19 protein-coding genes are annotated in these 18,805 nt (G+C 71.3%); 7 read left to right on the plus strand and 12 right to left on the minus strand.

Features of this window, described 5'->3' with window-relative positions; all coding sequences use genetic code 11:
• The first annotated feature begins 5 nt into the window (after positions 1-5).
• Entirely contained in the window at positions 6-845 is an 840-nt protein-coding gene (locus ACIGAN_RS04385; protein ID WP_399854774.1) for a helix-turn-helix transcriptional regulator, read from the plus strand.
• A 47-nt stretch (positions 846-892) separates the two neighbouring features.
• Here ACIGAN_RS04385 and ACIGAN_RS04390 read toward each other — a convergent pair whose 3' ends face one another.
• Positions 893-1,825: a helix-turn-helix domain-containing protein gene (locus ACIGAN_RS04390; RefSeq protein ID WP_399854775.1), complete on the minus strand. Its 933-nt coding sequence runs from the start codon at positions 1,823-1,825 to the stop codon at positions 893-895.
• A gap of 188 nt (positions 1,826-2,013) precedes the next feature.
• Here ACIGAN_RS04390 and ACIGAN_RS04395 point away from each other — a divergent pair, with 188 nt between their 5' ends.
• Positions 2,014-2,736, plus strand: a complete 723-nt coding sequence (locus tag ACIGAN_RS04395) for an alpha/beta fold hydrolase (RefSeq protein WP_399854776.1) — start codon at positions 2,014-2,016, stop codon at positions 2,734-2,736.
• Between the two features lie 75 nt (positions 2,737-2,811).
• Here the strand turns inward: ACIGAN_RS04395 and ACIGAN_RS04400 are convergent, their stop codons facing one another.
• On the minus strand, positions 2,812-3,405 hold the full coding sequence (locus tag ACIGAN_RS04400; protein ID WP_399854777.1) for a dihydrofolate reductase family protein: 594 nt from the start codon (positions 3,403-3,405) through the stop codon (positions 2,812-2,814).
• 67 nt (positions 3,406-3,472) lie between these two features.
• Between ACIGAN_RS04400 and ACIGAN_RS04405 the strand changes: the two genes are divergently transcribed.
• Complete coding sequence (locus tag ACIGAN_RS04405; RefSeq protein WP_399854778.1) at positions 3,473-4,051, plus strand: TetR/AcrR family transcriptional regulator; 579 nt, start codon at positions 3,473-3,475, stop codon at positions 4,049-4,051.
• Positions 4,052-4,172: 121 nt separating this feature from the next.
• Here ACIGAN_RS04405 and ACIGAN_RS04410 read toward each other — a convergent pair whose 3' ends face one another.
• On the minus strand, positions 4,173-5,474 hold the full coding sequence (locus ACIGAN_RS04410) for an RICIN domain-containing protein (RefSeq protein ID WP_365092346.1): 1,302 nt from the start codon (positions 5,472-5,474) through the stop codon (positions 4,173-4,175).
• A 99-nt stretch (positions 5,475-5,573) separates the two neighbouring features.
• On the minus strand, positions 5,574-7,004 hold the full coding sequence (locus ACIGAN_RS04415) for an endo-1,4-beta-xylanase (protein WP_365092311.1): 1,431 nt from the start codon (positions 7,002-7,004) through the stop codon (positions 5,574-5,576).
• A gap of 681 nt (positions 7,005-7,685) precedes the next feature.
• Between ACIGAN_RS04415 and ACIGAN_RS04420 the strand changes: the two genes are divergently transcribed.
• Complete coding sequence (locus ACIGAN_RS04420) at positions 7,686-9,155, plus strand: non-reducing end alpha-L-arabinofuranosidase family hydrolase (protein ID WP_399854779.1); 1,470 nt, start codon at positions 7,686-7,688, stop codon at positions 9,153-9,155.
• A gap of 192 nt (positions 9,156-9,347) precedes the next feature.
• Complete coding sequence (locus tag ACIGAN_RS04425; protein WP_399854781.1) at positions 9,348-10,565, plus strand: hypothetical protein; 1,218 nt, start codon at positions 9,348-9,350, stop codon at positions 10,563-10,565.
• Between the two features lie 34 nt (positions 10,566-10,599).
• Here the strand turns inward: ACIGAN_RS04425 and ACIGAN_RS04430 are convergent, their stop codons facing one another.
• On the minus strand, positions 10,600-11,367 hold the full coding sequence (locus ACIGAN_RS04430) for an SDR family oxidoreductase (protein WP_399854782.1): 768 nt from the start codon (positions 11,365-11,367) through the stop codon (positions 10,600-10,602).
• Between the two features lie 188 nt (positions 11,368-11,555).
• Between ACIGAN_RS04430 and ACIGAN_RS04435 the strand changes: the two genes are divergently transcribed.
• Positions 11,556-12,446 carry a helix-turn-helix transcriptional regulator gene (locus ACIGAN_RS04435; RefSeq protein ID WP_365743099.1) on the plus strand — a complete coding sequence of 297 codons (891 nt, stop codon included), beginning with the start codon at positions 11,556-11,558 and terminating at the stop codon, positions 12,444-12,446.
• A gap of 63 nt (positions 12,447-12,509) precedes the next feature.
• Here the strand turns inward: ACIGAN_RS04435 and ACIGAN_RS04440 are convergent, their stop codons facing one another.
• From ACIGAN_RS04440 to ACIGAN_RS04460, 5 genes are all read right to left on the minus strand, one after another.
• Positions 12,510-13,181 (minus strand): GntR family transcriptional regulator, encoded by a 672-nt coding sequence (locus tag ACIGAN_RS04440; protein ID WP_365092324.1) that lies wholly within the window; start codon positions 13,179-13,181, stop codon positions 12,510-12,512.
• Positions 13,182-13,256: 75 nt separating this feature from the next.
• Positions 13,257-14,186, minus strand: a complete 930-nt coding sequence (locus tag ACIGAN_RS04445; protein ID WP_399854784.1) for an SDR family NAD(P)-dependent oxidoreductase — start codon at positions 14,184-14,186, stop codon at positions 13,257-13,259.
• Positions 14,187-14,211: 25 nt separating this feature from the next.
• Entirely contained in the window at positions 14,212-14,751 is a 540-nt protein-coding gene (locus tag ACIGAN_RS04450) for a YbhB/YbcL family Raf kinase inhibitor-like protein (protein ID WP_365743103.1), read from the minus strand.
• Between the two features lie 442 nt (positions 14,752-15,193).
• Positions 15,194-15,607, minus strand: a complete 414-nt coding sequence (locus ACIGAN_RS04455; RefSeq protein ID WP_365743105.1) for a nuclear transport factor 2 family protein — start codon at positions 15,605-15,607, stop codon at positions 15,194-15,196.
• Positions 15,608-15,673: 66 nt separating this feature from the next.
• Positions 15,674-16,651, minus strand: coding sequence for a zinc-binding dehydrogenase (locus ACIGAN_RS04460; protein ID WP_399854785.1), 978 nt, complete (start codon positions 16,649-16,651; stop codon positions 15,674-15,676).
• Between the two features lie 164 nt (positions 16,652-16,815).
• Here ACIGAN_RS04460 and ACIGAN_RS04465 point away from each other — a divergent pair, with 164 nt between their 5' ends.
• On the plus strand, positions 16,816-17,460 hold the full coding sequence (locus tag ACIGAN_RS04465) for a TetR/AcrR family transcriptional regulator (protein WP_399854787.1): 645 nt from the start codon (positions 16,816-16,818) through the stop codon (positions 17,458-17,460).
• A gap of 154 nt (positions 17,461-17,614) precedes the next feature.
• On the opposite strand, the gene ACIGAN_RS04470 is transcribed toward ACIGAN_RS04465, so the two are convergent.
• Positions 17,615-18,130, minus strand: coding sequence for a DUF3618 domain-containing protein (locus tag ACIGAN_RS04470; RefSeq protein ID WP_399854788.1), 516 nt, complete (start codon positions 18,128-18,130; stop codon positions 17,615-17,617).
• Positions 18,127-18,555 (minus strand): phage holin family protein, encoded by a 429-nt coding sequence (locus tag ACIGAN_RS04475; RefSeq protein ID WP_365743190.1) that lies wholly within the window; start codon positions 18,553-18,555, stop codon positions 18,127-18,129. The genes ACIGAN_RS04470 and ACIGAN_RS04475 overlap by 4 nt, the downstream gene beginning before the upstream one ends.
• Between the last annotated feature and the right edge of the window lie 250 nt (positions 18,556-18,805).

Below are 18,805 nucleotides of genomic sequence, written 5' to 3' on the forward strand. Positions count from 1 at the left end.
GTGCGATGAATCACAACGACCTCGGTTCCTTCCTCCGCGCTCGGCGCGAGGCGCTGCGTCCGGCGGACGTCGGCCTGGTCGCGGGCGGCCGTCGCCGCACCCCCGGCCTGCGGCGCTCCGAGGTCGCTCTGCTGGCGAACGTCTCCGTCGACTACTACGAGCGGCTGGAGCAGTCCCGTAACGCCCACCCGTCGCAGGCCATGCTGGCGAGTCTGGCCGGTGCGCTGCGTCTGTCGGTGGACGAGCGCGACCATCTCTACCGGCTCGCCGGCCACGCCCCGCCGTCCAGGGGTGGGGCGGGCCGGTACGTCGACCCGGCGATGATGTTCCTCCTCGACTCCCTCACGACGGTTCCGGCCCACGTGATCGACGATCTGTCGACCATGCTCGCGCAGAACCGGCTGAGCCGGGCGCTGCTGGGCTCCTGGTCCCTGGGCGAGCCGCGTGAGGGCAACGTGGTCTGGCGCTGGTTCACCGATCCGGCCTCGCGTGCGCTGAACGTCGCCGAGGAACACGAAGCGATCGGGCGGGCCTACGCGGCGGACCTCCGGGTCGCCAGCGCCGGCCGGGGCGGCGACGCGGTGGCGGACCAGCTGGTGGCGGATCTGCTCGCGGCCAGTGGGGAGTTCGCCCGGTACTGGGAGACGATGACCGTCACGCCGTTGAGGTCCACGCGGAAACTGCTGATCCATCCGGACGTGGGAGAACTCGACGTGCAGTGCGATGTCGTGCTGAGTTCCGCCACCGGCCACCGCATGGTCGTCTTCCGCCCCCAGCCGGGGTCCGACGCCGCGGAGCGCCTCACGTTCCTCCAGGTGGTGGCGAGACAGAACCTCGACGCCTGACCGGGACGGGAAGAGGGCTCGCCACTCGCCGCCGTGCGCCGGCCGCCCTACCGCGTCCGCGCACCGCCCGGTGCTCGTCCGGCGTGTGCGATGTCAGCGCGCGTCGGGTCGTCGCCCTCGAGGGCACGGGTTCGGTGATGAACTCCGGCCGGCTCGGACGATGACGGTGCGGTGGCGGTGAGCAGCGCGAGTCTGTCCGCGCTGTCCGTACCAGGGGCCGGGTGGTAGACGACGAGCGTCTGCCCCACCGCGCCGTCGACGCTCAGCCGCTCCCGGTTCAGCCACAGGCCGCCGACCTGAGGATGGTCGATGTGCTTGGGTGCGCCTTCGCACGCCACCACGTCGTGCCGGGCCCAGAGCCGGCTGAACAGAGGGCTGGCGAGTGAGAGTTCACCGACCAGCTCGATACACCGGGGATCGTCCGTGCCGGCGCCGACGGACTGGCGGAAACCGGCGATCATGCCCGCGGCGGCCTGCTCCCAGCCCGGGTACAGGGCCTGTTCTACGGGGTCGAGGAAGAGGCTGCGCAGACGGTTGGCGCCCGCGGTGAAGCGCGGTGACAGGGCCGTGGCCGCCGCGTTGGCGGTGAGGACGTCGAAGTAGCGGCCCTCGACGAGTGCGGGGAGCGGGAGCGTGGCGACGAGCTGCGCGACGCCCGGTGGAACGGTTTCCTTCGCGGGCCGGCGCCGACGCCGTCGGGGCCGATCCGCACCGAGTGCGAGCAGGTGCTCCGTGGCGTCCTCGTCCAGGCACAGCACACGGGCGAGGGATTCCAGGACCTGCACGGACGGGTTGCGGTCGCGGCCCTGCTCCAGGCGCAGGTAGTAGTCGACGCTGATGCCGGCGAGCATGGCGACCTCCTCCCTGCGCAGGCCCGGCACCCGACGCACTCCCACGACGGGTACACCGGCCTGCTCGGGGGTGACGAGCTCACGGCGGGCTCGCACGTAGTCGCCCAGGAGATTCGGTTCGCCGGTCATGCGACCACGGTAGTCCGCGTGGCCGTGTGCCCGGGTGGCCCTGTCACCCCCAGGATCGCCAGGGCACTGGCCGGCCCGGGTACCGCCACGGCAGCGTTGCCGCCGGCCCACCCGGTCACTGTCTCCGGGTGAGCCTCCCCTGCACCCCTGCGGCCCCGATGGCGGGCCGGCACATCAAGGAGCACCTCATGTCGACGTTCCTCCTGGTCCACGGCGCCTGGCACGACGGCAGATGCTGGGAGCGGGTGGTTCCGCTGCTGACGGCGGCGGGCCACCGCGTGTTCACGCCCTCGCTCACCGGCTACGGCGACACGGCGCACCTGGCCGGCCCCGAGGTCGGGCTGGACACGCACGTCGACGACATCGTCGCGCTGATCCTCGACGAGGGCCTGACCGAGGTGATCCTCGTCGGGCACAGTTACGCCGGGCTGGTGATCTCGTCCGTGGCCAACGACGTCCCGGACCGGATCGCGCAGTTGGTCTACCTCGACGCGATGGTCCCCGAGGACGGTGAGACGGCGGTCGACGTCATGCCGGTCACCCAGCACCTGATCGACCTCGCCCTGCGATCGGAGAGCGGCTGGCGGGTGCCGCCCCCGCCCGAGATGCCGCCGCCGGCCGGCCTGTTCGGTGTCACGGACCCGGACGATGTCGCGTGGCTGCGCACCATGCTGTCGGACCAGCCGGTGAACTGTTTGCGCCAGCCGGTGCGGTTGAACGAGCCGGCCGCGCGGAGGATCCCGCGTACGCACATCCACTGCACCGTCCTGCCGGAGGGGTTCGTCCGGCGTCCCGTACCCGGGATCCAGCCGGACGGCACCCCGGCACGGGTCTGGGAGCTGGCGACCGGCCACGACTGCATGATCACCACACCGGCCGAACTCGCCGCCCTGCTGCTCCGGTTGACCTGACCCCTTCGTCGGGTGCACCGCCCGACCGAGCAGGTCCGGTCATCGTCATCGGGCCAACCCGGGTGACGTGGTGGATCAGTGGCGGGTGAGGTGGGTGACAGTGACGCCGTTGGGGAACGCGGTGCGCTCGGCGACGGCGAACACGGTGGGATCGAAGGCACCTTCGACCAGCGGGATCCCGGTACCGGCGATGACCGGATACGTCTTGATCAGCAGCTCGTCGATCTCGGGGAGCAGTGTGCCCGCGAGTCGGCCGCCGCCGCAGAGCCAGATGTCCAGGCCGGTGCCCGCCTCGCCCTTGAGTTCGCGGACGAGGGCGAGCGGATCGTCCGGCACGACGGTGACAGCGGGGTCGGTGTCCGGCTTGAGGGTGCTGGACACGACGTACTGGCGCAGGTGCGCGTACGGGCTGGTGATGCCGTTGTCGAAGGCGGGGCGGTAGGTGCCCAGGCCCATGACGACCGTGTCGAAACGCCGGTTGGGCGCGTCGGTGACGCCGACGGCCGCGCGGTAGGCGGTGGGGATGGTCTCCGGGTACAGCGCGCTCATCCGGCGCGCGTAGGCGGCGGCCTGCTCCTCATCGCCCTGCGGGAAGAAGTCGAACTCGCCGCCGGGGCCGGCGATGCGCCCATCGAGCGAGACACCGACGTAGTACACGAGCCTCCGCATGGGGCCTCCGCACGTAGTACTCTGCTTGAAGTGGTTTGAACGTAGTACTACACACGGAGTGGTGTCAATGGTGAGGCGGAATGAGCAGCGGCGCGCGGCGCTCGTCGACGCGGCGATCGAGGTGCTGGCCAGGGAGGGCGCGCGCGGACTGACGTTCCGGGCCGTGGATGCCGAGGCCGGCGTTCCCGTCGGCACGGCGTCCAACTACTTCGCCAGCCGCGACGACCTGCTCACCCAGGCCGGCGCCCGGGTCTACGAGCGGCTCCAGCCCGACGAGGCCACGATCGCCCGGCAGCGGACGGCCGGCCGCGACCGGGAGACCTACGCGGAGCTCATGCGTGAACTCGTCAGCCGCATCGCCTCGTTCCGCACCGGCTACCTCGCGCTGCTGGAGCTCCGCCTGGAGGCCACTCGCCGCCCCGGCCTGCGCAAGGTCCTCACCGAACGGGTCCGGGCCGACGTCGACGCCAATGTCGCCTATCACGAGGGGTCGGGCCTGCCTGGTGACGCCATGGCCGTCAAACTGCTCATCCTGACGCTGAACTGGCTGATCGTCGAACAGCTCACGCTGCCGGACGTCTTCTCGGAGGCGGAGCGTGAGGAACTGGTGCGGGCCGCCGTGGAGCGCATCGTGGGGACGGAGTAGGTCCTGGAAGTGACACGCGGGAGCAGCAGCGAGTGACGCCGGAGCGTCCGCGCCGCCGGAGAGGACGCCCACGGAGTGGAGCCGGCTCATCGCCTGGCCCCACTCCGTGGTCGCGGACGGGTCACTGGAACTGGGCGAAGAACCTCCAGATCTCTGCTTTGGTCCAGGTGGTGACGCCGCTCTCGCCGGAGGAGCCGTCGACCGGACCGGGTATGTGGCCTCCGTCGAACGCGGCCCACTGGACCGGGTATCCGGCACGGCAGCCCGAGTAGGCCGTGGTGATGTGGGTGCGGCTGCCCGGCGCGGGCTCGCGCGGACTCTGGGCCGTGCAGCCGTTGTTGGCGACGAACCTGTCGCGCAGGGACCGTCCCTGCGCGATGCCGAGGACGGAGTCGCCGATGCCGTGGATCCCGAAGTAGGCGATCGGCTGCGTGCCGCCGCTGCATCCGCTGATCTGGGCACCGGCGATGACGGCGACGGCCCTGAAGACGTTCGCCCGGCTGCACGCGAGTGCGTAGCTCATGCCGCCGCCCCAGCTGAATCCCGTGGCGAAGCGCTGCGCCGGGTTGACGCAGAGACCGCCCTCGATGCGCCGGATCATGTCGTCGACGAAGGTGACGTCCTCACCGCCCTGGTTGGCCCAGCCGTTGCCGAGGCCCTGCGGGGCGACGAGGATGGCGCTGTCGTTCGACTGTTCCTGCTGGCCGTAGTACGACCAGGCGCTGCCGCTGGTACCGCCCGAGGCGACGTCCCCGGCGGTTCCGCCGCGCCAGTGGAAGGCGAAGATCAACCGGTAGGGGTGGCGGTTGTCGTAGCCGGCGGGGACCCTGAGGATGAAGCTGCGGCTCTTGCCGCCGCTCTGGATGGTGTGCGTACCGCTCGTCAGAGTCGGCGCGCTGCCGCATCCCCCGCCGCCACCGGACGACAGCTTGACCAGCTGCCACTGCTGGTTGGCGCCGCCCCAGTCGGTGTACTGGACGACGTTGCCGCCGTCCGCGGTGGAGGAGCCCTGCACCTCCACCGCCTTGCCGCTGGCGCGGTTGATCAGCCGGACGTGACCCGCGTCGGAGTCGGCCAGGCGGAACTGCTGGTTGGCCCCGTTGTGGTCGGCCCACTGCTGGATCGCGGCGCCGTCCGCGGTCGAGGCGCCGGCCACGTCGAGGACCTTGCCGGAGTGCCGGGCCTTGAGGCGGTAGTAGCCGCCGCCGGAGTCCACGAACTGCCATTGCTGGTGGGCTCCGTCGCCGCGTGCCCACTGGCCGATCCGCGCACCGTCGGCGGTGGACGCGCCGGAGACGTCCAGCGCCTTGCCGCTGTTGCGGTTCACCAGCACGTACCAGGAGTTGGTGTCCACGGTCGCCGCCTCGGCGGGTGTGGGCCTCACGGCGGTGAGCATGCCGATCGCGAGGGTCGCCGCCACCAGGGCGGCGACCCGGGACCACCAGTGATGCCTTCGTAAGGCGGCGGGCGGAGCCGCGCCGGAGGCGGTCATCGCTGCACCCTTCGTTCGTGGCCGGCCATGTCAGGTGCGGGTCCAGCGCTGGTTGCTGGCGTTGGAGCAGGAGTAGAGCTGGATCAGGGTGCCGTTGGCGGTGGCGCCCCCGGCCGCGTCGAGGCAGAGACCCGACTGGACGCCCACGATGGATCCGTCGGAGTTGAGGCGCCACTTCTGGTTGTCGCCGCCCCAGCAGCTGTAGATCTGCACCTTGGCGCCGTTGCCGGTGCCGGCGGCGTCCAGGCACTTGTTGCCGTAGACCTTGAGTTCACCGGCGGAGGTGTACGTCCACTGCTGGTTGGTGCCGCTGTGGCAGTCCCACAGCTGGAGCTGGGTGCCGTCGGTGGTGCTGCTGCTGGGCACGTCCAGGCACCGGCCCGACCCGACGCCCTTGATCTGTCCGGCGTCCTCGGGGGGCGTGGTGGTGCCGCCGTTGAGTGCGTTGAGCACGGCGGTGTAAGCGGGCTTCTTGCTGCCGTCGCCGTTGAACAGCAGCGGCGTCTGCTCCGCCCGCCAGGAGTCGGTGTCGCGCACGCCCCAGACGGTGATGCCGAGACAACGCGGGACGGCCAGGCAGTCGTTGACCACGTTGGCGTAGGTCGAGGCGGGGGCGCCCTGGATGTCGAGTTCGGTGACGGCCACGTCGACGCCGAGGGCGGCGAAGTTCTGCAGGGTGGTGCGGAAGTTGCTGTTGTACGGGCTGCCGCTGTTGAAGTGCGCCTGGAAGCCGACGCAGTCGATCGGCACGCCGCGCTGCTTGAAGTCCCGGACCATGGCGTACATGGCCTGGGTCTTGGCCCAGGTCCAGTTCTCGACGTTGTAGTCGTTGTAGCAGAGCTTGGCGGCCGGGTCGGCGGCACGTGCGGTGCGGAAGGCGACCTCGATCCAGTCGTTGCCGGTGCGCTGCAGGTTGGAGTCGCGGCGCGCCCCCGAGCTGCCGTCGGCGAACGCCTCGTTCACGACGTCCCACTGGGCGATCCTGCCCTTGTAGTGGGCCATGACGCCGTTGATGTGGCCGATCATGGCCTGTCGCAGATCGTTGCCGCTGAGGTTCTGCATCCAGCCGGGCTGCTGGGAGTGCCAGGCGAGGGTGTGGCCGCGGACCTGCTTGCCGTTCTGCACCGCCCAGTTGAAGACGCGGTCGGCGGCGGTGAAGTTGAACTGGCCACGCTGCGGCTCGGTGGCGTCGATCTTCATCTCGTTCTCGGCCGTCACCGAGTTGAACTCGCGGTTGGCGATCGTCGTGTACGTCGAGTCACCCAGCTTGCCCGAGGCGATGGCGGTGCCGAAGTAGCGGCCGCTCTGGGCCGCGGCGGCGCCGAGCGTGCTCTCGGCGGCGTGCGCGGTCGGCGGCGCGACCAGTGCGCCGGCCGTGCCGAGGACGCCGACGAGCAGCGCCGGCAGCAGGCCGCGGAGCCCACGGCGGGCAAGGGATCTGGGAAGGGCGTACGAGCCCATGGCTGTGCCTCCAAGGTAGAAGTCACGGTAGGACGGGAGCGCAGGGGAACGCCTCGTCCGCCTCTCTTCGGCGGACGGAGGGACGGAGCGGGGCCGGGACCGCGGACGGCGCCGGAACCACCGGACACCGCGGCCCCGGAGCGGGGCGTTTCTCGGCCGGCACGGGCACGGGGTACTCCCTCGCGGTTCAGCCGGGGGCCGCCGCACGCCCTCGCGCATCGCTGCCGGGCGGACAGCGAGAAGCACCGGGACGCACGGGTGGAACCTCACCGGAAGCGGAACGGGGTGGCGCAAGCGCCGTGGGGACGCGGCTCTGAGGGACGCGGCTCTGTGACGCGGTTCGACATGCCGAACCACGCTCGGTTCCTCAGACAGGGATGATTGAGGCGGGGGTGACGGGTCGTCAACAGCTTCCGCAGAAGAATTTCGATTCATCAATCGAAACATTCGATCCCAGGGCATGCCGACGGGGCGAACAGCGGGGCGATTTGTCACCTCAGGGGCGAGGGCGCTGTTTGTGGACAGTTCAGCGACAGGCCTTGACCAGAGGGCACCGCGTTCCTAGCTTGGGCCGTCATGACATCCGGGAACTCTTCGAAACATTCGAGGATCGCCGCGTTCCCGGCACGTCCGCTCCGTGTCGCATCGGGACCTCACCCCACTCCCCAAGGAGGCCCTCTCATGTGGTTCGACCACCAGTCCCCGGTCCGTCCAAGACGCTTACTCGCCGTCCTCGCGCCCTTGTTGCTCGTGGCCACCTTCCTCGGTGCCCAGCCCGCCGAGGCGGCCACCGTGGACCCCAACGCCTCCTACGTGCTGGTCAACCGCAACAGCGGCAAAGCCCTGGACGTCTACAACATGGCGACCAACGACGGCGCCCGCATCACCCAGTGGTCGAGGAACGATCAGAGCCAGCAGCAGTGGCAGTTCGTCGATGCCGGAGGCGGCTACTACCGCATCAAATCCCGCCACTCCGGCAAGGTGCTCGACCTCTACAACTGGTCCACCGCCAACGGCGGCTCGATCGTCCAGTGGACCGACCTCAACGCCACCAACCAGCAGTGGCGGCTGGCCGACAGCCCGGACGGCTACGTGAGGCTCATCTCGCGCCACAGCAACAAGGCCCTCGAAGTGCAGGGCGCGTCCACCGCCGACAACGCCAACATCGTCCAGTACGACGACTGGGGCGGCACCAACCAGCAGTGGCAGCTCGTGAAGGTCGGCGCGGACAACCCCGGCTCGTGCACCCTCCCCTCGTCCTACCGCTGGACATCGACGGGGGCGCTCGCGCAGCCCAGGTCGGGGTGGGTCTCGCTGAAGGACTTCACCGTCGCCCCCCACAACGGCAGGCAGCTCGTCTACGCGACGACGCACGACACGGGCACGCGGTGGGGCTCGATGAACTTCGGCCCGTTCACCAACTGGTCGGAGATGGGCTCGGCCAGCCAGAACGCGATGTCGGCCGCCACCGTCGCGCCCACGCTCTTCTACTTCGCGCCGAAGAACATCTGGGTGCTCGCCTACCAGTGGGGCAGGACCTCCTTCTCCTACCGCACATCGAGCGACCCCACCAATCCCAACGGCTGGTCCGCCGAGCAGGAGCTGTTCTCCGGAAGCATCTCCGGCTCCGGAACGGGTCCCATCGACCAGACGCTGATCGGTGACGGGACGAACATGTACCTGTTCTTCGCGGGTGACAACGGCAAGATCTACCGGGCCAGCATGCCCATCGGGAACTTCCCGGGCAGCTTCGGGTCGTCCTCGACCGTGGTCATGAGCGACACGACGAACAACCTGTTCGAAGCGCCGCAGGTGTACAAGCTGCAGGGCCAGAACCGGTACCTCATGATCGTCGAGGCGATCGGCGCGCAGGGCCACCGCTACTTCCGGTCGTTCACGGCCACCAGCCTGAACGGGTCATGGACGCCCCAGGCCGCGACCGAGAGCAACCCCTTCGCCGGCAAGGCCAACAGTGGCGCCACCTGGACCAATGACATCAGCCACGGCGAACTGCTGCGCACCAGCGCCGATCAGACCATGACCGTCGACCCCTGCAACCTGCAACTGCTCTACCAGGGCCGCAGCCCCAACTCCGGCGGCGACTACGGCCTGCTGCCCTACCGTCCGGGTCTGCTGACCCTGCAGCGCTGACGGCGTGACACGGGTCCGGCTCCGACAGGGAGCCGGCCACGGGCGGGCCCGGCGACACGCCGAGCCCGCCCTTTCGCGCCCCGGTGCGCCACCACTCACACGACGGCGCGCTCTCGGTTCCGCACCTCGGTCGCCGCTCGGCCGCGGCACCCGTCTATGGCCTCAGGCGTCCGGTTCGCCGACAATCGGTGGATGACGTCTCCGTACGCGACAAGACGCTGGGAGAGGTGGGGCACGGGCCGGGGCCGGGTGTTCGGACGGGTCCTGGGGTCGTATGCCGTCGCGCGCCTGGCGCGGCAGCTACAGCGGGACACGGGCTCGCTCGCCGCCGGGAGCCTGGTGCGGATCGCGGCCAAGGCCTCGCAACCGGTGGCCGGCCAGGCCTTCGACGCGCTGGTCGCCGTGTGCGAGGAGCCCCGGGCCGCGGGGGAAGTGGTCTATCAGAGCCTGTTGCAGTGCGGAGGCGGGCGGGACGCGGGGGACGACCGGGCGTGGACGGCCGTGGCAGGGCCCCTGCTGCTGGGAGGCGGGCCGCCGCCGCGGCTGGTCCGGTTCCTCGACGGTGAGCCGGCCGGAGACCACGAGTGGACCCGGCCGGAGGGCATCGCCGAGCGCCTGATGATGCTGCTGTCCGATTCTCCCCGACGCCCCGATCTGGTGCGCTTCCTGTCGGCCACGGACCAGCCACTGATCCTGGCCGCCCTGGCCGCACGCTGGGACGACGGCGGCTTCCTGCCCGGGGCGTCCGTGGCGCAGGTGAGCACGGCCAATCCGCACCTGGACCCGGCGACCCCGCCGGGCCGCGCCGGCGGCGTGCTGCTGGCGGTGGCGAAGGACCGCCCCGATCTGATCGACCTCACCCGCCCCGGCACGGTCGACGCCGTCCTGAACGGCACGCGGCTGGCGAGCGCCGAGCTGGCCGAGAAGTACAGGCGAGTCCTGCGGGAGTTGCCTGAGGGCGGGGCGCGGGAGCGTCTGTGCGAGATCGCCTGCTCCCGGATGCCGGGCTACGAGGAGGCCGTCGCGGCGGCGATCGACGCGGGGTACGCGCCGGAGGGACAGCGCGAACGCGCCGTCTTCTACTTCCTGACGGAGCAGTGGGAGAAGTACGACGCGGTCGACCCGGACGGGGAGCTGGTGTACGCCGCCTATCTCGACGTCCACCGCTCCCCCGACCTCCACGCCCACAGCCGGACCTGGCAGTTCATCGACACCGCCCGGCGCAACGGGCGACCGGACCCGGCCGCGCGCTACCTGCGGGAGAACCCGATACCGCGACGTCCGCAACGGGACCGGCCGCGTGGTTCCGGCGGCGGCCACAGCAGCGACTACGGCAGTGGCGGTGACTACGGCAGCGGCTGGACCGGTGACTCCGGGGGCGGTTGGACGGGTGGGTCCTTTCACACCTGAGCCGAGTCCGTAGGGTCCCCGCGCCCCCTGCCGTCTATGAGGGAGAGGGTCGGCCGGGGAGCATGGCCAGGGCCCGGGAACGCTGCGCGACGAGGTCGTCGTAGGTGCCGTCGCGCTCGGCCCAGCGGTGCATGAGGACCCCCTTGACGAGGATCTCCCGCGGGGTGGGTTCCTCCGCGAGCAGGTCCATGACCTCGGTGGCGAAGTCGTCGAGCGGCAGCGCGTGCGGATTCACCTTTTCCTGCCCCGCTGTGGCCACGGCCGGCGGGACGAGTTCCACGACGTCGACACCCGTGCCGTCGAGCTGCGCGCGCAGTGCCTCGGAGTAGGCGTGCACGGCGGCCTTCGAGGCGGCGTAGGTGGGCATGGGCGGGAAGGGCAGGAAGGCGATGCCCGAGGTGACGGTGACGACGGTGCCGGCACCCCGCCGGACCAGGTGCGGGACGAAGGCGTCGAGCACCCGGATGGTGCCCACCAGGTTCGTGTCGATGGTCGTCTTCGCCGCCTCGAAGTGCGCGGGGTCGCGCAGGTCCTCCAGGAGCATCACGCCCTGCATCGTCACCACGGTGTCCAGCTCGGGACACCGGGCGAGCACGGTGTCCCGCGCGGCTGCGACGGAGGCGCTCTCGGTGACATCGATGCCGACGGTGCCGAAGCCCTCGTCGGCCAGTTCCGCCAGTGCCTCGGGGTTGCGGCCGCCGACGATCACGACGCTGCCCTCAGCGGCGAACCTGCGGGCCAGTTCCCGCCCGATGCCCGAGGTCCCGCCGACGATGAGAACGGTGCGGTTGGAGAGATCCACGGGATCTTCCCTTCAGTCCAGGGCGCCGACGGCATGCGGGTCCGCGGCGCTTCCAGCGATGGTCGCTGCCCCTCGCGGGCAGTGCTCTCGCAGTCTCGACGGCATCCGGGGCGGGTGACAGCGCCCCCGTCTTCCCTGGTCCTGTCAGGGCCCCCTCTGCGTCACCGGCACCGCATTACGGTGTCGGTATGAAGGATGAGGAATCCGGCAATCGGCTCGGCAGATACCTGCGCGCCCGCCGCGAGCTGATCACACCGGAGCAGGCAGGAATCCCGCCGGGCGGCAATCGCCGCGTGCCGGGCCTGCGCCGTGAGGAAGTCGCCCTGCTCGCCGGGATCAGCCCCGACTACTACCTCAGGCTGGAACGCGGCCGGGACACGAACCCCTCACCTCAGGTCCTCGAAGCCCTTGCGCGCGTCCTGCGCCTGGACGAGGTCGAGCGGACCTACCTGCTAGGCCTCGCCGCGGGGCGCCCCCGGGCTCCGCGCCGCAAGCGGCCCGAGCACGTACCGGCACGCGTGCACCAGCTGCTCGCCCACCTCCACATCCCCGCGTTCGTCGAAGGGCGCGCCTTCGACGTCCTGGCCTCCAATCCCCTGGCCGTCGCGCTCTCCCCGCGCCTGCGGCCCGGCCAGAACCGGCTTCGGTCCCTCTTCCTCGACCCCGAGGAACAAGCCTTCCACCAGGACTGGGCTCACGCCGCGGCCGGCATCGTCGCCGCTCTGCGCACCACCATCGGGGACGACATCGACAACCCCCGGTTCGTCGAACTCGTCGGAGAGCTGGCGCTGTCCAGTCAGCGCTTCCGCACCCTGTGGGCCCGGCACGACGTCCGCAACCTCGACGGAGGCACCACCACCGTCCACCACCCCGTCGTCGGTGAACTGCGGCTCCACCGCGACAAACTCCCCATCGACGACGTCATCCTCGTCGTCTACTACCCCGACAGGCACAGCGACAGCGACGAGAAGCTGCGACTCCTCGCCGCGCTCGCCCGGACCGAACCCGGGGGCACCCCGCACGGCGGGCCGGCAGGCAGCGCGGCGCTCCCCGTCGACGACGACCGGTCCGCCGGCTGAGCGGCACCGCCGTACGTGGCCTCACGAGCACGTGTTCGTGCTCCGCCGTTCCGCACCTGCCCTTCAGGCTCCTCGGGGGGCGTTGTCGGTCAGGGCGGTGGCGGTGAGGGTGAGATGCCGGGTGAGGACGTCCGCTGCGGTGTCGGCGTCGCGGGCCAGGGCGGCTTGTTCCAGTCGGCGGTGCTCGGCTTCGGCGTCGCGATCGGGCGTACGGGTCGCCGACCACCGGCGGGCCAGTTCGCTGGCCGTCCACAGGCGGTCGAAGGTGTCCAGCAGGACGGCATTGCCGCAGCCTTCCAGCAGCGCGCGATGGAAGTCACGATGGGCCTGTGACCAGGCGGTGCTGTAGTACTTTCCCTCCTCCGGCACGTGGATCGGGGTGCGGGACAGCCGGTGGTGCGCGGCGCGGACCCGGGCCTCCCAGTCGAGGTCGCCGCGCTCGATGGCCATCCGCAGCACGACCGGCTCGATCGCGCAGCGGGCCTGGGCCACCTCCTGCCACCGCTGATCGGAGAAGGCGGAAACGGCGAAGCCGCGGTTGGGCAGCCGGTCCGCGATGCCGTCACCGACCAGCCGGACCAGCGCCTCGCGCACCACGGCCAGGCTGACCGCGTGCTCCCGGGCCAGTTCCTGGGGCTTGAGAGCCTCCTCGGGGGCGAAATCGCCCCGCATCACCGCGTTCTTGAGCTCGTTGTACACGCGTTCGGAGAGCATCTGCTTCGCTGTCTCGGGCATACCTGCAGCATAAACAGTCCGACGGATAATCGATTATCCTCGCGTCGGTCGGGTCGGCCCGGGAGCCCGCCTCACTCATGTCCGAGCGGCGTGTGCGGTGGACTCGGGGAGGGACGTGGGGGTGTCGACGGCGGCGCTGACGGCCTCCCACGCGTCGAGTTCGGCCAGGCGGGCGTGCAGGGCGGCCCGTATCCGGGTCACGGCGGTGGTGCCGGTGGCCAGGCGCAGCGGCGGCTGCTCGGCGTCGACCGCGGCGAGGATGGCGGTGGCGACCCGGTCGGGTGCGTTGAACGCCGCGGCCGGCAGCTCGCCGATGTCCTTCTGCACGGCGCGGACGGTGGAGTCGTAGTCGGGCAGGGTGCCGGCGACGTCGAGTGCGGACAGGAAGGCCGTGGCGGTGGGGCCCGGTTCGACGAGGGTCACCTTGATGCCCAGGGGGGCGAGTTCGCCGACGAGGGCGTCGGTGAGTCCTTCCACGGCGTACTTGGTGGCGGCGAGCAGACCGACGCCGGGGTGGGCGGTCTGCCCGTAGAAGGACGAGCCCTGCAGGATATGGCCGCCGCCCTGGGCGCGCAGCACGGGCAGGACGGCGCGCAGGACGTTGAGGACACCGAAGACGTTGGTGTCGAAGACGCCGCGCGCCTGGGCGTCCGTGCTCTCCTCGACCGCGCCGAACAGGCCGTATCCGGCGTTGTTGGCGACCACGTCGATCCGGCCGAAGGCACCGGTGGCGGCCGCCACCGCGGCACGCAGCTGCTCGGGGCTGCGCACGTCGGCCGCCACAGGCAGCACCCGTGCCCCATGGGCCTCGACGAGAGGTGCGAGGGTCTCGGTGCGGCGGGCCAGGGCCACCACGTTGTCACCGCGCCGGGCCGCCGCATGGGTCAGAGCCAGGCCGATGCCCGAAGTGGCGCCGGTGATGAACCAGTTGAGACGGTCCCCGCCCTCGGCAGGGGGGCGGCCGGGCGGGACCGGCGCGTCGGTGCTCTGCTCGGACTCGGTCACAGTGCGCTCCTGTCGTCGAAGGGTGTCAGGCCGCGGTCTCGGCCGTGGCGGTCAGGACGGCGCGGCCGAGGATGTGACCGGCCATGGTGAAGCCCAGGTAGGCCGGGGTCGCGTCGCGCGGGACGTCGATGTGTTCGGTGTCCAGGGCGTGCACGACGACGAAGTAGCGGTGCACGCCGTGGCCGGCGGGCGGCGCGGCACCGATGTAGCGGGCCGCGCGGGCGTCGTTGGGCAGTTGGAAGGCTCCCGCGGGCAGGCCGGAGCCCGTGTCGTCACCGGCGCCCTCGGGCAGCTCGGTGACGGCGGCGGGGATGTCCGCCACGGCCCAGTGCCAGAAGCCCGAGCCGGTCGGGGCGTCCGCGTCGTACACCGTCACGGCGTAGCTCCTGGTGCCCTCCGGGGCGCCGCTCCAGGACAACTGCGGAGACAGGTCCTTCCCGCCGGGAACGCCGGCGATCCCGGACATCTGCTCGGACTTCCACGCCCCGCCGTCGGAGACGTCGGCACTGGTGACGCTGAACGCCGGCACCTCGGGGAGGCGGGCGAAGGGGTTGTTCAGGCTCATCACGATCGTCCTCTCAGACGCTGACTCCGTTCGAGTACATCGACACTAACACGGATAATCGATTATTGCTCGGATCGTCTATGGCGGCGTCGGAGTGGGAGTCACGGTGGCGGCACGCTGCCAGGGCTGCTGCGCCCGACGGTCAGCAGGTGGGACCCCGCGGGCGTCGCAGATCGCGCAGAACGGGGGTACGGGCCGATGCGGCCGCGCGGTGGCCGACCGCCGACCTACGCGCCGACGGCCGCGGCGGACCGCCGGAGCAGGGCGGTGGCGGGCTCGGCAGGGGGTTCGTGATCGTGGGGGCACGAGGACAGCTCGAACACGTCGGCCTGTCCGGGTGGGCGCAGAAGGGGACGCCCCGCACGGAGAGCGGGGCTATGGGCAGCGGAGGGACGGGGATTCGGTGAAACCGCCACCGGCCACTGACAACCCGTGTCGCGTTTCAGCCGGCGTCGGCGGTGTCCGGGGTGCCGGGGCCGCTGGACGGGGCGGGCTCGATCTCTCCCGCGAAGACGATGATCTGGTCGATGAGATTCCGCCGGAGGTGGACCACGTCCGTTCCCGCCAGGCGGGGACCTCCGTCCGGCAGGGTGAAGACCCACTGGTAGCGGGCCCACTCGTCCGGCATGTCCACCGCCGAGCAGCGCACCATGGTGCCGGCGCCCGCCGGGTGGTGCCGGATGTCCAGCACGAACCGCTCGACCGCCTCGACCCCTTCGCTGCGGCCCAACGGCCCCCAGAAGACCACGTCCGACGTCAGCGCCTGGGAGAGCAGTGCCGTCACACGGCTGTCGTCCGAGGCGTTGAAGGCGGAGATGAACATGTCGATCGCGGAACGCGCGGTCTCTTCCTGCATGCACCAGTAATACCAGGCGCGTCACGGGTCGCCCCGGTTCCTGTGCCGGAAGGCCCCGCAGTCGGGTCAGGGTGCCAGCACCACTCTGCCGAACACCTCGCCCGCGTCCATCGAGTGGTGCGCCTGCGCCGCCCGGTCCAGGGGCAACTCGTCGTGCACGACGGCGCGGAGGGCGCCGCGTGCGGCCGCGGCGAACTGGGACGACCGCACGGCCTGCTGCTCGGGGGCGGGCACGGTGTCGGCGCTGAAGGTGGCGAAGGTCAACGAGCGGCGGAAGGCGGCGATGAGCCGCGTGCCGAAGTCCGCCGGTATGTGGCCGCCGACCACTCCGACGGCCATGTACCGCCCGTTGGCGTTCAGCCGGTCGAGGAAGAGGGGAAGCCCGGTGCCGCCTACGACATCGATCACCACGTCGAAGCCGGTCGGTGCGTCCGGGCCCTCCGTCACGGCGCCGGCGACGCCGGAGCGGTCCAGGACATGGGTCGCGCCCAGGTCGAGCAGGCGGCTGCCGCGCCGCGCCGACGACGTCGTGACCGCCACCGCGCTTGCCCCGCGCCGGGCTGCGAGTTGCACCGCCGTGATGCCGATGCCGCCCGCCGCACCGCGCACCAGCACCGTCTCACCGGGCGCGAAGTGGGCCCGTTCCAGGGCGAAGTGGGCGACCACCCCGGAGCCGCCGAGGGTCACCGCATCGGCCGCGGTCAGGTCGTCGGGCAGCGGCAGCACGTCCCCGACCGCGGCGACGGCCTGTTCGGCGTAGCCACCGGACAGGCCGGTGAACGCCCAGACCCGCCGCCCGGTCCACGACGGGTCCACGCCCTCCCCTACCTCGGTGACCCGCCCCGCGACCTCGCTGCCGAGGACGTGTCCCTCCTGAAAACCGTAGGCGGCGAGCGTTCCCCGGCGGATGACGGCATCCACCCCGCCCACCCCGATCGCCTCCGTGGTGACCTTGACCTGCCCCGGTGCGGGAACGGGCGCAGGCACGTCGACGACCTCCAGCCCCGCGGGGTCGCCGAACTTCCTGATCACGACGGCTTTCATCTCTGCTCCTCAGGTCGGTGAAAGGATGGTTCGCACGTGCCGCGCTTCGGCTGCCGGGCCGCCCCGACGGCCGGGGTGGCAGCGGGGAGGCGCGTGGCCGGGCCGTCGGCACCGCCATGAGAACGTAACGGACGCCCCCGTCCGCTTGGTTGAAGTGAGAGACGATGACCAGCCGATTGCCTCGGACAGTGCGCTCCGACGCCCGCGACAACCGGGCCCGCATCCTGGACGCCGCCCGTGCGGTGTTCGGTGAGCAGGGTCTGGCCGCACCCATGCGCGAGGTCGCCCGGCAGGCGCGGGTCGGCCCCGCCACGCTGTACCGGCACTTCCCGACCAAGCAGTCACTGATCGTGGAGACCTTCGCCGAACAGCGGCGGGCCTGCCACGCCGCCGTCCGCGACGCCCTCGCGCACCCGGACCCGTGGCACGGATTCCGCGGCCTGATCGAGCAGATCTGCGAACTCCACGCCCACAGCCGGGGATTCGCCGACGCCTTCATGACAGCCTTCCCCGAGGCCATGGACTTCGCCGCGGACCGGGAGCAGACGCTGCGCGCGGTGGGTGAACTGGCCCGCCGCGCCCGGCAGTCCGGCCACCTGCGCCCCGGCTTCGTCGTCGACGACCTGGTGCTCATGCTGATGGCCCACCGGGGCCTCCAGGACACTCCGCACGCCCTCCGGGTCGCGGCCTCCCGGCGCTTCGCCGCCTACGTGATCGAGGCGTTCCGCGCCCCACCCGAGACGGAACCGGCACCCACGCCACTGCCACCGGTAGCACCTCTGCGGGGAGGCGACGGCGGACGCCGCTGACACGTCACTGCCGTGACGGCAGGACGGGTGGCGGCAGCGGGGACGGCATCCGGCCGGGGAGGCCGGTTGCGGCAGGACCCTCCGAAACGGGCTGGTGCCCGGTCCGCGTTCCGCGGACCGGGCACCAGCCGTTCCTTTCAGGCCCCGCTTCGGCTCACTTCTTCGCGCGGCGCGCTGCCAGCCACACCAGGACGGCGCCCGCGGCGGCCGTCAGCAGCAGGGTGCGGTTGTCCCGCGCCAATTGGGCACCCTGAGCCGCCTTGTTCCGCACCGGCTCGGGCGCCTTCTCCTGGAGCAGGTGAGAGGCCTGGGCGGCCTTGGCCCGGGCCTGCTCCGCGGCCAGAGCGGCCTTGTCCTTCACCGGCTCGGGAAGCTTGTCCTGCACGCGGGACGCGCTCTCGGCCGCCTTGGCCTTCAGCTCCCCGGCCTTGACGGTGGCCTGCTCCTTCAGCTCCCCGGCCTTGGTCGCGGCCTGCTCCTTCAACTCCCCGGCCTTGGTCGCGGCCTGCTGCTTGACCTCGGCTGCCTTGTCCTGGGCACGGGCCTTGACGTCGGTCTTGGCCGCGAGCGCCTCGACCGTCCGCCCGAGTTCCTGGCGGGTGCCCTCGATCTGCTCGCGCAGCTGCTCGGGGCTGGAGGCGGTCTGCTCGTCGTGGGGCGGCTGGGTCATCGCTGTGCACTCTCCTTGATCTCGGCCACGTCGGCCTTCACACTGTCGATCGTCTTCTCGGGCGTGGGCGGTGCGCCCTGCTGGACCTGCTTCTTGCCGCTGATGGCCATGACCGCGGTGATCACGCCCAGCACCGCGGTGACGATCAGAGCGGCGGCCCACACCGGCAGCGGCACCGCCAGCGCGGCGATCGCGGTGACGACCAGCGCCTCCAGCGTCAGGAAGCCGAGCACTCCGGCGCCGCCGAACAGCCCGCCGCCCTTGCCGTAGCGCTTGCCCTTCTCCTTCATCTCCGCCTGCGCCAGCCGCAGTTCGCCGCGCACCAGCTCCGTCAGCTGCTGCGATGCCCGCTGCACCAGTTCGCTCACCGGCTCGTCGCTGTGGTGAGCGCTCCCGCGGCCGGGGCCGGCAGGGGGTTGCTGCATGGTCGACACGACGATCACCTCCCAACTTCTCTTTCGTTGCAGGTCCACGCCGACCGGCCGTTCCTTGACCGGTGGACGTGGTGGGCACGCGAGTACCCCGAAAAGGCCAGATCAGGTCACCGTTTCTCGAACGGTTAGGGCAGGAGGGGCCGTCCGGCGGACGCACGCGCCGCAACCCCGCTGGTGTGCGCGGTGGCGCGGGTGCGTCGCGGCGGCGGTGCGGGACGGAAGAGTGCGCGTGGGAGGGCGG

Source organism: Streptomyces sp. NPDC085931, assembly GCF_044540565.1.
Classification (GTDB): domain Bacteria; phylum Actinomycetota; class Actinomycetes; order Streptomycetales; family Streptomycetaceae; genus Streptomyces.

Excerpts from the sequence above, each read along its gene's own strand:
- ACIGAN_RS04470 (WP_399854788.1), bottom strand. The coding sequence starts at position 18,130 with ATGACCCAGCCGCCCCACGACGAGCAGACCGCCTCCAGCCCCGAGCAG.
- ACIGAN_RS04420 (WP_399854779.1), top strand. The coding sequence starts at position 7,686 with ATGTGGTTCGACCACCAGTCCCCGGTCCGTCCAAGACGCTTACTCGCC.
- ACIGAN_RS04460 (WP_399854785.1), bottom strand. The coding sequence starts at position 16,651 with ATGAAAGCCGTCGTGATCAGGAAGTTCGGCGACCCCGCGGGGCTGGAG.
- ACIGAN_RS04400 (WP_399854777.1), bottom strand. The coding sequence starts at position 3,405 with ATGCGGAGGCTCGTGTACTACGTCGGTGTCTCGCTCGATGGGCGCATC.
- ACIGAN_RS04450 (WP_365743103.1), bottom strand. The coding sequence starts at position 14,751 with ATGAGCCTGAACAACCCCTTCGCCCGCCTCCCCGAGGTGCCGGCGTTC.
- ACIGAN_RS04465 (WP_399854787.1), top strand. The coding sequence starts at position 16,816 with ATGACCAGCCGATTGCCTCGGACAGTGCGCTCCGACGCCCGCGACAAC.
- ACIGAN_RS04405 (WP_399854778.1), top strand. The coding sequence starts at position 3,473 with ATGGTGAGGCGGAATGAGCAGCGGCGCGCGGCGCTCGTCGACGCGGCG.
- ACIGAN_RS04440 (WP_365092324.1), bottom strand. The coding sequence starts at position 13,181 with ATGCCCGAGACAGCGAAGCAGATGCTCTCCGAACGCGTGTACAACGAG.
- ACIGAN_RS04385 (WP_399854774.1), top strand. The coding sequence starts at position 6 with ATGAATCACAACGACCTCGGTTCCTTCCTCCGCGCTCGGCGCGAGGCG.
- ACIGAN_RS04455 (WP_365743105.1), bottom strand. The coding sequence starts at position 15,607 with ATGCAGGAAGAGACCGCGCGTTCCGCGATCGACATGTTCATCTCCGCC.
- ACIGAN_RS04425 (WP_399854781.1), top strand. The coding sequence starts at position 9,348 with ATGACGTCTCCGTACGCGACAAGACGCTGGGAGAGGTGGGGCACGGGC.
- ACIGAN_RS04415 (WP_365092311.1), bottom strand. The coding sequence starts at position 7,004 with ATGGGCTCGTACGCCCTTCCCAGATCCCTTGCCCGCCGTGGGCTCCGC.
- ACIGAN_RS04435 (WP_365743099.1), top strand. The coding sequence starts at position 11,556 with ATGAAGGATGAGGAATCCGGCAATCGGCTCGGCAGATACCTGCGCGCC.
- ACIGAN_RS04395 (WP_399854776.1), top strand. The coding sequence starts at position 2,014 with ATGTCGACGTTCCTCCTGGTCCACGGCGCCTGGCACGACGGCAGATGC.
- ACIGAN_RS04475 (WP_365743190.1), bottom strand. The coding sequence starts at position 18,555 with ATGCAGCAACCCCCTGCCGGCCCCGGCCGCGGGAGCGCTCACCACAGC.
- ACIGAN_RS04390 (WP_399854775.1), bottom strand. The coding sequence starts at position 1,825 with ATGACCGGCGAACCGAATCTCCTGGGCGACTACGTGCGAGCCCGCCGT.